This is a genomic window from Aminobacter carboxidus (genome assembly GCF_014863355.1).
GTDB classification, from domain to species: Bacteria; Pseudomonadota; Alphaproteobacteria; order Rhizobiales; family Rhizobiaceae; genus Aminobacter; species Aminobacter carboxidus.
Window position 1 is genome coordinate 182,822 of record NZ_JACZEP010000005.1, and the last position, 13,885, is coordinate 196,706.

Sequence of the window (13,885 nt, forward strand, 5' to 3'; positions counted from 1 at the left end):
AAGACTTTAATCGACTGTCGTCGAAGCCATGACGCACAGTGCTGCAACGCTCCCCGACGAGACCTCTCGCGTCTCGCACAGACCAGGATTTTGCGTTGCTGCAGGACGTTTCCAAGCCAGGCTCGACAGGGGTCGACATCTTCACGATGGTCGTTCTTCGGCGCCGTTTCGAAGCCATCATCGGCGAGATGATCAACGCCTTGTTCAAGTCGGGCCGCTCCGGCGTGCTCAACACGGCGATGGATTTTTCCTGCAGCCTGACCGACGCGCGCTTCCAGTCGATCAGCCTGGCCCAGGGCCTTCCGGTGCATGTCGGCGCGATCGACCTCATCCCCCGTGCAGTGGCGGCAAAATTTGGCCGCGACATCCACCCCGGCGACTGCTTCGTCAACAACAGCGGCTATCTTGGCAACACTCATTGCGCCGATTTCACCGTCTGCGCGCCAGTGTTCGTCGATAGCGAAATCGCATTCTACGTCATCGCCCGTGCTCATCTTGGCGACATGGGGTTCCCGACGCCAACCACCTACGGCCCGCGCTCGCGCGACGTCTACGAAGAAGGGCTGATGCTGCCCTGTGTCCGCATTCAGAAGGACTATGCCGACGTTCCCGAGGTCATCGATATCTGCAAGGCCAACATCCGCGTGCCCGAGCAGTTCTATGGCGATTATCTCGCTGTGCTCGCCGCAGTGCGTACCGGCGAGGCGCGCCTGAAGGTGCTGTGCGCCAAATATGGCGCGGCAACGGTCCGCACCTTCGTCGACGAGTTCCAGAATTATGCCGAGCGCATGGCGTGCCAAGCGATCTCCACTTTGCCCAAAGGCCGGGTGAGCAAGGAGATGCTCTACGATTCCGAAACCGAACTTTATCCCGAGGGCATCCCGATCCGGGCGACCATCGAGGTCGATCCGGAAGAAGAACTCGTCATCGTCGACCTGACCGAAAATATCGACAACCTGCCGCTCGGCATTAACATGACCGAGAGCACGACGATCGCCGCCTGCATGACGGCCGTGCTCAACATACTTGGACCAGACGTACCGCGCTGTACCGGCTCGTTCCGGCGCGTAAAACTGTTGATGCGAGAAGGTGCCGCTATCGGAAAGCCGCGCTTCCCGGCGGCGACCTCGGCAGCGACAACCAACTTGTGCCACGCGCTGATCCCGCATCTGCAGTCGATGTTCGCCATGCTGCGCGGCGACCTGGGCACCGCCTACGGCACGATCGGCATGCCCGGCTCATGTGCGGTGGTCAGCGGAGAGGACGCAAGGGGACAGGGACGATCCTTCGTCAACCAGCTTATCATGGGTTATTGGGGCGGACCGGCATTGTCTGGCCATGACGGCTGGCTCACCTATGGCAGCGGCGCCTCGCAAGGCATCCTGTGGCAGTCCAGCGTCGAGGTCGTCGAGCAGCAACAGCCGATCATTATCGAAAAGCTCGAGGTCCGCGAGGACTCGGGCGGCGCCGGGCAGTGGGAGGGCGCGCCCGGCGCCGATTGCATCATCCGTCCGCGCAGCGGAGCTGTGCGCTTCATGGTGAATTCGGCCTCGCGCGAGCATCCGCCCCAGGGTGCGCATGGCGGCCGTGCCGCCGCCCCGATGCGGATCTCGCGCCGCGATGCTTCGGGCAACGACACCGAACTTCCGATCTCGGTCGACACCACGCTGCGGCCCGGCGAACGCCTGGTCTCCGAAGGCTGCGGCGGTGGTGGCTACGGCGATCCGCTCGATCGCGATCCCTGGGCCGTCGTTGCCAGCCTGAAGGCCGGGCGCATATCGCGCCACCGCGCGACCGAAATCTACGGCGTCGTCTTTGGCCATGAAGGCGAGGAAGTTACCATCGACGGGCCGGCAACAGTTGCTCGTCGTGCTCAGCTTCGCCGCAGGGGAGTGCTGGCATGAGTTTCCAGATCGCGGTCGATGTCGGCGGAACCTTCACCGATCTCGTCGTCCTGGAAAGGGGCGGCAAGGTCCATACCTTCAAGGCGCCCACTACGCCGGGCCGGATCGTCGATGGTATCCTGAACGGCCTGGAACTGGTTGCGGATCATTTCAAGATCGCTCGTGCCGAGTTGCTGGCCGCCTGCTCGAAATTTGCCTGTGGCACGACAGCGGCGACCAACGCGATCCTCGAAGGGACATATGCGCGCACCGGGCTGATCTGCACGGAGGGTTTTCGCGACACGCTGCTGATCCGCGAGGGCGGAAAGCGAGATACCTACACGATCGCCATCGACTATCCTGCGCCCTACATCCCGCGCGAACTCACCGTCGGCGTGCGTGAACGTATCAACAGCGAGGGTGGTATTGAGCTGGCGCTCGATGAGCAGAGCGTCGTTGTGACCATTGAACGCTTGAAGCACCTCGGCGTCGAATCGATCGCTGTCGCGCTCCTGTGGTCTATTGCCAATCCGAGCCACGAAAAGCGCATTGGCGAACTGATCGAGACGCACTGGCCGGATATTCCCTACAGCCTCAGCCATCGCACCAGCCCAACCTTGCGCGAGTACCGCCGCAGTTCGGCGACGGCCATCGATGCGTCACTGAAGCCGCTGGTGCGGCGTGTTGTGAATGAGCTTGAAAGCCGCCTGCGCGGCGCTGGCCTGGGTGGAGTGCTGACGCTGGTCACCTCTTCTGGCGGGCAGACGGCGGGTGACGAGGTGATCGAATGCCCGATCAATCTCTGCCTGTCCGGGCCGTCGGCGGCGCCGGTGTCGGCGCGCAATGTCATTCGCGCCGAGGGTGCCGCGACCTGCAATGCCATCGTCGTCGACATGGGCGGTACCAGCTTTGATATTTCCATCATCAATGACTGGGAGATCCCGATGCATCGAGAGGGTGTCATCGCCGGTCATGTGTTCGGCGTGCCTTCGGTCGAGGTCAAGACCATCGGTGCCGGTGGCGGCAGCATCGCCCGCGTCGACGCTGGCGGCTTCATCCATGTCGGGCCGGAAAGTGCGCGCTCCGTTCCTGGGCCGGCCTGCTATGACCGTGGTGGGATACTGCCGACGGTGACGGATGCCAATCTGGCGCGCGGCTTCCTCGATGCGGCTAATTTCGCTGGCGGCACCATGACGCTGTCGCCGGCGAAGTCCGAAGCGGCGATCCGGGCTGAAATCGCCGAACCGTTGGAGCTCAGTGTGCACGAAGCGGCCAGCCTGATCGGCCTTGCTGTCGAGCAGAGCATGGTGGCCGCTATCGAGGACATCACCATCCGCAGGGGCGTCGACCCGCGCGAATATATCATGGTGGCCGGCGGAGCGGCCGCCGGGCTGCACGCTGTTCCGATCGCGCGAGAACTAGGCATCCGCAAGGTGCTGGTGCCGCCGGTCGCCGGCGTGCTCAGCGCCTATGGGATCCTTGTCAGTGACATCAAGTCGAGTTTTTCCAGAAGCCTGCCGGCAGCGACTGATGCCTTCGACTTTGACAGCGTGAACGCGACGCTGGCTTCGCTCGAAGCCGAGGCTACCGCCTACCTCGACCGCATGAAGGTGCCGGCGGGCTCACGCGAGATCAGGTTCTCGGCGGAGGCGCGCTATCGTGGCCAGGTCTGGCAGATTACGCTCGACTTCAATCACACGCATATTGCCGATGCCGCGACGCTCGCGGCCCTGGAAGAGAGCTTCCACCAATTGCACGAGAAGCTCTATTTCGTACGCGGCAACGATACGATCGAGTTCACCGAATGGACGGCGCTGGCCATCGGCCGGCTGCCGGCGATCACTGTCGATCACGGTGTCAGCGAAGGCGGGCAGGGTTCGGACGCCGCCAAGGGTTCGCGCCAGGTTTACATGCGAGAACTTGGCGGCAAGGCGGAGATTCCGGTCTTCGACGGTTCGCGCCTCACGCCCGGAACCCGCATTGACGGGCCGGCCATGATCGACCAGCGGCTCACCACCATTGTGCTCTATCCATCAACGACCGCTACGCTGTCGGCAAATGGCAGCATCTGGATCGACCTCATCTGATCACATCCGCTGGAGCTGACAATGACTGCCCGCAACACCAAGATCTTCCTCAACGGCCGCTTCGTGCCTGAGAACGAGGCGACGGTCTCGGTCTTCGACCGCTGCTTCCTCTATGGCGACGGCATCTTCGAGGGCGTGGCCGTCTGGGAACGGGCCCCCTTCCGGCTGCAGCCGCATCTCGACCGCATGAAGGAAGGCCTTGCGTATCTGCGCATCGCCAATCCTTATGACGACGACGGATGGGCTGCGCTGATCGAGCAGACGATCGCGGAGAACGACATGGAGGACGGCTACCTCCGCATCCAGATAAGCCGTGGTGAAGGTATCTCGTCGATCAAGTGGGAGCCACGCCTGCTGCGCAAGCCAGAACCCAACGTCACCATCATTCCGATCGTCGGCTTCAAGGACTATTACAAGGGCCTGATCGCCGAGAAGATGGAGTCCGGCTTGCGCGCCGTCATGCTGTCGCGCCCTCGTGTGCCCTCTGCTTCGGTGCCATCGGGCACCAAGCATTGCAACTACCTCAACAGCGTATTGGGCGCCATCGAGGTGACCTCATCGCAGGCCGATATCGGCATCGCCGTCGACCGGGAGGGCTTTGTCACCGAAGGCATAGCCTACAACGTCTTTGCGGTGAAAAACGGTCACCTTGTGACCGCGCCACTCAACCGCGACCTGCTGCCTGGCATCACTCGTTCGGTGGTGATCGAGATCGCAAAAGCCGAGGGTTACGAAGTCATCGAAGATGTCTTCGACGCCTTCACGCTCGCAGCGGCCGACGAGGTCTTCATCTGTTCGACGCTCGAACTCGCAGTGCCCGTGGTCGAGATCTCTGGGCGCAAGATCGGCCACGGCGAACCCGGCCCGGCCTCGCGCAAGTTCGGTAAGCTGCTGATCGAGACCATGGCGCGAGAAGCCGCTGTGTGGCGCACGGCACGGCAAGACAAAAGGCTGAGCGCGTGAGCGGGTTCGTCGATCTCACGGGCAAGACCGTGCTGGTCACCGGCGGTTCGCGCGGCATCGGCGAAGGCATCGTGCGTGGGCTGGTCGGTGAAGGCGCCAATGTCGTGCTGAATTATGGCTCGAGCCTCGAGCAGGCCGAGGTCATCGCCGACGAGCTTGGCCGCGATCGCTGCCTGCCAGTTCAGGCAAACATGGCCAGCTGGCAGGATCTCGACCGGCTGTGGGCCGAGGCCATCGCCTGGAAGGGCAGGGTCGACGTGCTGGTCAACAACGCTGCTATTCGCCAGCCGATCTCGATGCAGGCGCCGAGCCAGGAATGGAACGCCCACTGGCTGCATGCGCTACAGGTCAATCTCGTCGCTACCGCTCACCTGTCGCGCCTTGCCGTGCTGCACTATCAGCAGGCCGGCGGCGGCATCGTCATGGGCATTTCGGCCCGCATCGCCGTACGTGGCGACCGGCCCGATTTCTTTCATGACGGGGCTTCCAAGGGTGGCATGAATTCGCTGCTGCGCGGTATCGCGCGCTTCTACGCCCAAGACAACATCCAGACTTACCTGCTCTGCGTCGGCGTCATCGACACCCGGCAAGGCAAGGACATGGTCTCGATCTACGGCGCCGAGGAGATGCTGTCCGAAATCCCGATGGGCAGCTTCGGCACGCCGCAGGATGTCGCCAATGTCGTCGTGTTCTGCGCCAGCGGCCGCGCACGCTACTCTTCCGGCGCGACCATCGATGTCACTGGAGCCTCGTTCATCCATTGAACACATTGCCGCCAATGCCCCTGACTGGCGAGCAACCGCAGAGCCTTGTCGGCTGCTCGCCACCGCGCGTCGAGGACGAGCGGCTGGTGACTGGGCGTGGTCGTTATGTTGCCGACATCAAGCTCGAAGGCGCTTTGGTCGCTACATTCGTTCGTTCGCCCGTCGCGCATGGGCGCATCGTGACGATCGATCTGGACGCAGTGCGTGAGGCGACCGGCGTTGTCGCCGCCTTTTCCGGCCAGGATTTGCTCGATGCTGGCGTTCTGCCGCTGCCGTGCATCCGCGCGACCGACAGCGCCGACGGCACGCCGTTCCACGCGCCCGTCCGCCATGCCGTGGCGGTGGATCTCGTTCGACATGTCGGCGAAGCCGTGGCGATAATCGTGGCCGAGACCGAGCAGGCGGCGATGGATGCCGCTGATCTCGCCGACATCGAGTACGACACGCTGCCGGTGGCAATCGATGTGCGTGAAAGCGAAGAGACGGCATTCGCCTGGGAAAAGGGCGACCGAGCTGCCGCTGAAGCGGCCTTCGCCGCCGCCGCGCGCGTGGTAGAGATCGAGGTCGTCAACAACCGCATTCTGATCAGCCCGATAGAGCCGCGCGGTGCAGTCGCAGAGTATGACGCCGCGAGTGGCCTGTTCACCTTGCATGCGCCGACGCAGGGCGTGCATCTGGTTCGCCGCCTGGTCGCGCCGACGCTCGACATCGAACTGGAGAAGCTGCGGGTCATCACCAACGATGTCGGCGGTAGTTTTGGCGCCAAGCTGGTGAGCATGCCCGAGCAGACGGCTTTACTGTTTGCCGCCCGCGCGTGCGGCAAACCGGTGCGGTGGGTCGCGACACGGTCTGAAAACCACATGACCGACATTGCCGGCCGCGACCATGTCAGCCGAGCGTGGATGGCGCTGGACGGCGAGGGCCGCATTCTCGCCATCCGCGCCGAAACCTATGCCAATCTCGGCGCCTATGCCTCGGCGCTTGGGCCGTCTCCGCCCACATTGGGCTTCGCTGCGACACTCTGCGGGCCCTATGATTTTCCCGCCCTGCATCTCACCGTGTTCGGACGCTACACCAACACCGCACCGTCGGATGCCTATCGCGGCTCGGGCAAGCCGGAGTCGGTATACCTGCTCGAACGCCTGGTCGAGCGGGCGGCGCGCGAAACCGGACTGGGACCGATAGAGTTCCGCCGCCGCAATCTGATAGCGGCAGCCACGATGCCGTACCGGGCAGCCAACGGCTATATCTACGACAGCGCCGATTTCCACTCCGTGCTCGACCGCGCGTTGGCGGAAGCCGACTGGAATGGCTTTGCAAAGCGGCGTATGGCGAGCGAGGCGAAAGGCCTGAGGCGCGGACGCGGCATTGGCCTCTATCTCCACACCACTGGGGTGACCTCGCAGGAGATTTCGCGCGTGCGTGTCGATCCGCACGGGATTGTTGTTGTCGAGACCGGACTCCAGTCGTCCGGCCAGGGCCACGAGACCAGCTTTGCCCAACTGGTCGCCGACAAGCTCGGCCTCGGCCTCGATCAGGTACACATTGTCCAGGGCGACAGCAGCCTTGCCGACAGCGGCGGACCGACGGCCGGATCGTCGTCACTGCAGGTCGGGGGCGTGACCATCCTGCATGCGGCCGACCGCATGCTCGACGCCGCATGTAACGAGGCGGCAGATATGCTGGAAGCCGCGGCAGAGGATCTCGTCTATCACCGCGGCCGCTTCGTTGTCGCCGGCACCGACCGGTCGATCCTTCTGTTTGCCGTTGCGGCGGAGATGGAGGCCAAGGGCGAAGTCGGATGCGCCGGTGAAGCCGCGCTCGAGGGCAACATCCTTACCATTCCCAATGGCGCCTATGTCTGCGAGGTCGAGGTCGACCCCGACACCGGTTCGGTGACGGTCGAGCGTTTCCTTGGCGTCGACGATGTCGGTCGCAGGCTTAACCCACAACTGGTCGAAGGCCAGGTCCATGGTGGCATCGCCCAAGGCATCGGTCAGGCCCTGCACGAGCGCGTCGTTTACGATCCCGACAGCGGCCAGATGCTGTCTGGCAGCTTGATGGATTACGGCCTGCCGCGTGCCGACGACCTGCCGATGTTCGAACTGCATGCTGCCGATATTCCGACCGGCAACAACATTCTCGGTATGAAGGGCGCGGGCGAAATCGGCTGCATCGGCGCGCCGGCCGCCGTCATCAACGCGCTGGCGGATGCCATCGGCCACGACCGCATCGACATGCCCGCGACGCCCGAGCGCGTCTGGCGGGCGCTGAATTTTCCCATGGAGTGCTGAGCATGATTCCCGCGCGGGCAGATGTCGTGATCATTGGCGGCGGCATCATCGGCTGCTCGATCGCCTACCACCTGGCGAAGCTCGGCATCACCGACACGGTGCTGCTCGAACGGCGCCAGCTTTGCTGCGGAACCACCTGGCATTCGGTCGGCAGCGTCGCCGAGCTGCGCGGCAGCCGCCGGATGACAGAGCTCGCGCGTTACACCGCCGAACTCTATCGCAGCCTCGAGGCAGAGACCGGCCAGGCGACCGGCTACAAGAAGACCGGCTCCATCATGCTGGCGCTCAATAAGGAGCGGCTGATGGAGATGGAACGCACGGTGATCCTTGCGCGCGCCTTCGGCCAGGAGGCCGAGATGATTTCGCTCGCCGAGGTGTCCGACCGCTGCCCGCAGGTCAGGGTCAACGATGCGCTCGCAGGACTCTATCTGCCGACAGACGGACGGACCAACCCCATCGACACCACCCAGGCCCTGGCCAAGGGCGCGCGCCTGCACGGCGCCAAAATCCTCGAGAATATCGAGGTCGTGGGGCTCGATATCGCCGACGGGAAGGTGTGCGGCGTGAGGACGGAACAAGGGCCCATTGCTGCCGAAATCGTTGTTCTTGCTGCCGGTATGTGGAGCCGCGGGTTCGCCGCGCGCTATGGCGTAAGCCTGCCACTGCAGGCGGCGGAGCATTTCTATGCCGTGACCGAAAATATCGATGTGCTCCAGCGCAGCATGCCTTTCATCCGCGTGCCCGACGAAAGCACCTACTACAAGGAGGATGCCGGAAAGCTCTTGTTTGGATGCTTAGAAAAGCAAGCCAAGCCGTGGGCGCTCGACGGCATCCCCAAGGATTTCTGTTTCGATGCCCTGCCAGAGGATCTCGACCATTTCGAGCCGATCCTTACTGCAGCTGTGCAGCGTTTCCCTCTGCTGGAGAAGGCCGGCATCCAGCTCTTCTTCAACGGTCCGGAGAGCTTCACCCCCGACGGCAACGCGCTTTTAGGCGAGACGCCGGAGCTCCAAAACCTCTTTGTCGCCTGCGGCATGAACACGGTGGGCGTGATGTCGGGCGGCGGCATGGGCAAGATGATGGCAGAATGGATCCGTGACCGCCGCAGGCCTGAGGGTTTTGCCGAATTCGATGTCGCCCGTATCTCGCCATTCCAGTCCGGCCGTAGCTATCTGCGCGACCGCACCACCGAGGCGCTCGGCGTGCTCTACGATGTCGGCTGGCCAAACCGCGAATACACCTCCGGGCGTGGCGGCCGCCGCAGCCCGCTGCATCAGCGCCATGTCGCTGCCAATGCGGTGATGGGTAACAAAGCTGGTTGGGAAGTTCCTCTCGTCTATGCCCCAGTGGGCGACAATCCGGTGCTGCAATGCAGCTATGGCAGGCAGAACTGGGTGCCTTGGGCGGCAGCCGAATGCCGCATAGCGCGGGAGGCAGTTGCGCTTTTCGACCTCTCTGCGCATGCGAAGCTGGAAGTGCGTGGGGCGGAAGCGGTTGCGGCGCTGGACCGCATTTCGGCTAGCCCTATTGGCGAAGGGGTGTCGAAAGCGCTGCTTCTCACCGAGTCCGGCAATATCCAAGCAGTGGTGACCGTGGTGAAGATTGCTACGGATCACGCCCTGCTTCTTTCTCCACCCGGTTCGGAACGCATCCTTGCCATGTGGCTCAAGCGTCATGCACCCGAGTTCGATGATGCCTCCCTGAGGGAAGCCACATCCGGACTGGCGGCATTACTAGTGCTGGGCCCAAATGCTGACAAACTGTTGTCCGGGGCCGGCGCTCGGCTCGCCGTCGACAGTGGAGTGAGCGCCACCACAATCGGCTATGCGCCGGCGTGGCTAGCGCCTATGCGCGTCGGACTTTCTGGGGGGTGGTTGACGATCGTCGCCACCGAATTCGCTGTCCATTCCGTTGAAGCACTGGAGGACACTTTGGGCGAACCGCTTGCGATGGGCGGGTCCTATGCACTCGAGGCAATGCGAATAGGCGCAGCTGAGCCTGCCTGGCCGAGCGAGCTAGATGATACAGTCTCGCCGGTTCAGGCGGGACTCGAGGATGTCATCGCCTGGAGCAAGCCAGACTTCATCGGCCGCATCGCAATCCAGGCCCAGGCCCAGCCAAAACCAGCGCTTACGCGGCTGGTTCGCATCACTCTGAAGACGGACGCTGGCGCGCTCTACAGACAGGAAGGCATCCTGCGAGACGGCCGTGTCGTCGGGCTCACCACATCAGGTGCTTGGTGCCACCAAGCAGGTGCACCGGTTGCGATCGGCTACGTCTCGGACGAGCGAGGAATCGACGAACGCTGGTTTGAAGCGGCGCGATTCGAAATCGACATGCCAGGCGGCAGAGTCGACGCCGATTGCAGTCTCGCCATTCGGGACTGAGCACTCCGCGATCACTGTCCGACCGGAAAACGAGGAAAACAGATGCAATTCTCCGGTACCCAGCGCGTAGATGCGCCGCGCGAAAACGTCTGGCGGGCTTTGAACGATGCCGACGTTCTCAAACGCTGCATACCCGGTTGCCAGGAACTAACGCAGACTTCCACAACGGAAATGACTGCGAAGGTGGTGCTCAAGATCGGGCCTATCAAGGCGACATTCATCAGCGGTGTCAGCCTTCGCGATTTCGATCCGCCCAATGGCTATGTCATTGTCGGCGAGGGCAAGGGTGGTGTCGCTGGCTTTGCCAAGGGCAGTGCCAGGGTCAGGCTAGAATCCGATGGCCAGGCGACGATTCTTCACTACGAGGTCAAATCCGAAGTCGGTGGCAAGATCGCCCAGCTAGGCGCCCGTCTCATCGATTCGACGGCAAAGAAGCTTGCTGGGGAGTTCTTAGAGGCATTCGGCAAGGTGGCTGTATGAATGCAGCGGTGCCCAGATCACACTCGCAACAAAATGATTGTGTCGCCAAGCCCGCGAGCTCGAATATGAGTTGCAACTTAAAATGAGCCAGCCTCTAGGCCTCTGGCTTGGAGAAGGGACAGGTCGAGAAGAATGTCCAGAATGCTCGTCATAGACTTTTGACGACTTCGGTTCCGGGATTTTCTTGCTGCCGCCGATAATGAGTGAAATTTCAATCGGTTATATTTTAACCATAAGATGGCCAAAGCGCCGAACCACAGCACGAGTGTCGAGAAGCGACTGGGCGGTCAGCCCACAGGATCACCCGATTTGTTCTATGTCAGCTTCTTCCATTCTCGCTGACCTTAGACCAATCTCCTCCGGTTTGAGGGAGAGTCCTGGGTTTCGTTGCTCTGAGACCTAAATTTGGAGCGCCGGAGGCTGGAGTTTTCCGGCTGCGATCATGGTGACGGGCTGGTAGCGTCACCGGGATTTTGCAATGCGATCAGGACGTTGTATCCGATCGCGCTGTGAGGACGAACCTCGTTGTAGTATCGACGCCAATCCTCCAACTTTTCACGGGAATCTGCAAGCGTCAGGAACCAATGCGCGTTTAAGCATTCGGCCCTGAGCTTGCTATTGAAGACCTCGATATAGCCGTTGTCGGTGGGCTTTCCGGGTCGTGAGAAGTCGAGCGTGACGTCCTTCGCGTAGGCCCACAGATCGAGGTCGCGCGAGATGAACTCACTGCCATTGTCGACCCTGATCGTCTTCGGATAGCCAAGCCGGGCGCATACACGTTCGAGTGTCTGCACCACATCCTGGTCGCGATTTCGGTGGAAGGACGAGGCAGACCTGTTCTAGCCCGGACGGATATCAGCTGCCGTTATCTGAGCTTGGGACCCGTACTGCACCTCTAGATCGGCCAGGAGACTGTGGAACCGGACCGGGCGAACGGCAGCTTTCCCACTATTGCTCTCCAGAACCAGTCAGTCCGGTATCGGCCCCTTGGTAGCCCAAACGGTTCCCATAGCACCAGTCGAGCGCTCAAACCGGCGAGGGGTCTGCAAACTGCGCCTGCTATGGGATGTCGTAAGTGGTTACGTGAGGCATCGCCCCGTACGGCGCTCTCAACCTCGCCAGCTCCAGCGCGTGCCTTCGAGCTGCTATTGATTGGGCTTTGGCGGATTCTCGAAAGGATCCGGAAGCATGAAAGCGACCGCACGAAGTGCAGTCGACAGCCAAATAGTCACCAGTCGCAGCGGGCCCCTTCTTGGCCCCATTTCTACAAATCGGGCAGACAATCTTGCCTGGTGCCATTTCATGGTTCCCCGAGATCAAATGACAGCAAAGCAGATATGGCGATCACCAGCAAGCCGTGCGGACTTCACTGCCAGGTGCCGAGGCTCGAGCCTGGCTCTGCTCGCACGGCCTGAAGGCGCGAGCAGCCTGCCGGGGAAAGAAGTGCGCTCGGTCTATTTGCCTGGAATGACCATTTATGGTGTCGCGTGACGTTAGTGGGCGTCCAGTCGACGTTGCTCATCAGTGGAACAAAGCTCGAGCTGTTCAACGCCCAGCATCATGATGGTGTAGGAGACTTCGTTCGGGGTCCAACCTGCCTTTATGGCCATGTCCATCAAGCCTTGGATCGACGGCTCCAATGCGAGGCGACAGTCAGAGGAATAGAAGGGGTGAGTGCTCGCACAAGTAGGCGAATTGATTACGGCTTTCCTCATTTGCCTCCCTCAGTGGTCCCCCGCCCCCTGAACGAACTGTGCGAATAGGCGGGAGGCGCCCGAAAGTCTAGGGACAAATGGCCTCCTGGCAGGGCTGATCCTCACGTAGACACCGCCCGGTCACGGGTCCTCCCCGAGCTAAATGCAGTGAGGGTAGTGCAGGTCGCCGTCAGTCTCGCGCTCGGCGTGCAGCGAACGAAATCACCGCCGCCGGTCGCAACGGCCAACACCGGGCTCCGCCATCACTGGCACTGGTTGTGTCGGCACGTCGTTAGGCGCGGGATGTGTCACCCAGGAAATCGGTGGGCTTCAGCGCGATGTCGGCAAGCGTGTACCGATCAAGGGTGCTCTGGAACGACGACAGCGCGTCGTGCAGCATGGTGGAAAGTTTGCAGAACCGTGTGATTGTGCACTGGTTCCCGGTAGCGAAGCACTCGACCAGTGCGAAATCCGGCTCTGTCAACCGGATGACGTCGCCGATCCGGATGTCTTCTGGCCGGCGACCGAGTTTCAACCCACCAGACCTGCCGCGAACCGCGACAAGATAGCCAGCGCGTGTCAGCGTGTTGGCCACCTTGTTGAGATGCGTTTTCGACACACCGAAGGCGCGCGCGGTCTCTTCGATGGTGAACAGCTGATCCCCCGCGGACGCCGCGAACATAAGCATTCTGAGCGTGTAGTCGGAAAAATTCGTCAATCGCATTTCGATCCAATCTCACCGCATGCCTGCTTGCCGGATGTCCGGCAGCTTACAGGCTTTCGGCCGTGATCGGCTCTACGGTCAAGGTGCTTTCACCGCGATTGTGGGCCAGCGCAAGGCGGAAGGAATGCGCGATACGCAAAGCCCGCTCCATGAACAGCGCTGCGATCTCCGGCGGACAGAGATTGTTGACGGTTGCGCGAAACAGACTAAGCCATCGCCGGAAATGCTGTTCGCCCAGGCCAGGAAGGGTCAGGTGTGGTGGTAGCGGGCGGCCGTCGTAACGGCCGGTGCGAAGCATCAAGGATGACCAGAAGTCACACATTTTCGTCAGGTGTGGTGGCCAGTCATGCGGCGCAATCGCCTTGTTGAACAGCGGTGCGAGCAGGGCGTCGCTCCGGATCTCGGCGTAGAAGCCATGAACCACGTCGCGGATCATCTGCTCATCCAGCTGTCCGGGCAGCACGCGACCGTCGATGACGATCGTTGTCTTACGTTTTGTGTCTTCGCTCATGCCGGGCTCCCGCCGTCAGCGAGCCTGGTGCGGCCCTTTGACGTCCACTTTTGACGTCTGTTCAGGCTTCACGATGCAGATTAAAACATATATCGTCA

At 62.0% G+C, this 13,885-nt stretch carries 9 protein-coding genes and 1 pseudogene; 7 read left to right on the forward strand and 3 right to left on the reverse strand.

What is annotated here, in order from left to right; all coding sequences use genetic code 11:
• Nucleotides 1-95 precede the first annotated feature (95 nt).
• From IHE39_RS17410 to IHE39_RS17440, 7 genes are read left to right on the forward strand one after another with little or no spacing between them, the layout of a single operon-like run.
• Complete coding sequence (locus IHE39_RS17410) at nt 96-1,904, forward strand: hydantoinase B/oxoprolinase family protein (RefSeq protein WP_246485531.1); 1,809 nt, start codon at nt 96-98, stop codon at nt 1,902-1,904.
• Nucleotides 1,901-3,970: a hydantoinase/oxoprolinase family protein gene (locus tag IHE39_RS17415; RefSeq protein WP_192567359.1), complete on the forward strand. Its 2,070-nt coding sequence runs from the start codon at nt 1,901-1,903 to the stop codon at nt 3,968-3,970. The genes IHE39_RS17410 and IHE39_RS17415 overlap by 4 nt, the downstream gene beginning before the upstream one ends.
• Nucleotides 3,971-3,991: 21 nt before the next feature.
• Nucleotides 3,992-4,933, forward strand: coding sequence for an aminotransferase class IV (locus IHE39_RS17420; protein ID WP_192567360.1), 942 nt, complete (start codon nt 3,992-3,994; stop codon nt 4,931-4,933).
• Nucleotides 4,930-5,697, forward strand: coding sequence for an SDR family oxidoreductase (locus tag IHE39_RS17425; protein WP_192567361.1), 768 nt, complete (start codon nt 4,930-4,932; stop codon nt 5,695-5,697). The genes IHE39_RS17420 and IHE39_RS17425 overlap by 4 nt, the downstream gene beginning before the upstream one ends.
• 14 nt (nt 5,698-5,711) lie before the next feature.
• Nucleotides 5,712-7,991 (forward strand): xanthine dehydrogenase family protein molybdopterin-binding subunit, encoded by a 2,280-nt coding sequence (locus IHE39_RS17430; RefSeq protein WP_192567362.1) that lies wholly within the window; start codon nt 5,712-5,714, stop codon nt 7,989-7,991.
• A gap of 2 nt (nt 7,992-7,993) precedes the next feature.
• Nucleotides 7,994-10,378 (forward strand): FAD-dependent oxidoreductase, encoded by a 2,385-nt coding sequence (locus IHE39_RS17435; RefSeq protein WP_192567363.1) that lies wholly within the window; start codon nt 7,994-7,996, stop codon nt 10,376-10,378.
• Nucleotides 10,379-10,420: 42 nt separating this feature from the next.
• Nucleotides 10,421-10,858: an SRPBCC family protein gene (locus IHE39_RS17440; RefSeq protein ID WP_192567364.1), complete on the forward strand. Its 438-nt coding sequence runs from the start codon at nt 10,421-10,423 to the stop codon at nt 10,856-10,858.
• A 440-nt stretch (nt 10,859-11,298) separates the two neighbouring features.
• On the opposite strand, the pseudogene IHE39_RS17445 reads toward IHE39_RS17440, so the two are convergent.
• From IHE39_RS17445 to IHE39_RS17455, 3 genes and pseudogenes are all read right to left on the reverse strand, one after another.
• A pseudogene (locus IHE39_RS17445) lies at nt 11,299-11,667 on the reverse strand (integrase core domain-containing protein); the annotation flags it as partial.
• 1,177 nt (nt 11,668-12,844) lie between these two features.
• Complete coding sequence (locus IHE39_RS17450) at nt 12,845-13,276, reverse strand: RrF2 family transcriptional regulator (protein ID WP_192567365.1); 432 nt, start codon at nt 13,274-13,276, stop codon at nt 12,845-12,847.
• A 46-nt stretch (nt 13,277-13,322) separates the two neighbouring features.
• Complete coding sequence (locus IHE39_RS17455) at nt 13,323-13,787, reverse strand: group III truncated hemoglobin (protein ID WP_192567366.1); 465 nt, start codon at nt 13,785-13,787, stop codon at nt 13,323-13,325.
• Nucleotides 13,788-13,885 lie beyond the last annotated feature (98 nt).

Coding starts and splice junctions, on each gene's coding strand:
- IHE39_RS17415 (WP_192567359.1), top strand. CDS start 1,901: ATGAGTTTCCAGATCGCGGTCGATGTCGGCGGAACCTTCACCGATCTC.
- IHE39_RS17420 (WP_192567360.1), top strand. CDS start 3,992: ATGACTGCCCGCAACACCAAGATCTTCCTCAACGGCCGCTTCGTGCCT.
- IHE39_RS17430 (WP_192567362.1), top strand. CDS start 5,712: ATGCCCCTGACTGGCGAGCAACCGCAGAGCCTTGTCGGCTGCTCGCCA.
- IHE39_RS17435 (WP_192567363.1), top strand. CDS start 7,994: ATGATTCCCGCGCGGGCAGATGTCGTGATCATTGGCGGCGGCATCATC.
- IHE39_RS17440 (WP_192567364.1), top strand. CDS start 10,421: ATGCAATTCTCCGGTACCCAGCGCGTAGATGCGCCGCGCGAAAACGTC.
- IHE39_RS17450 (WP_192567365.1), bottom strand. CDS start 13,276: ATGCGATTGACGAATTTTTCCGACTACACGCTCAGAATGCTTATGTTC.
- IHE39_RS17455 (WP_192567366.1), bottom strand. CDS start 13,787: ATGAGCGAAGACACAAAACGTAAGACAACGATCGTCATCGACGGTCGC.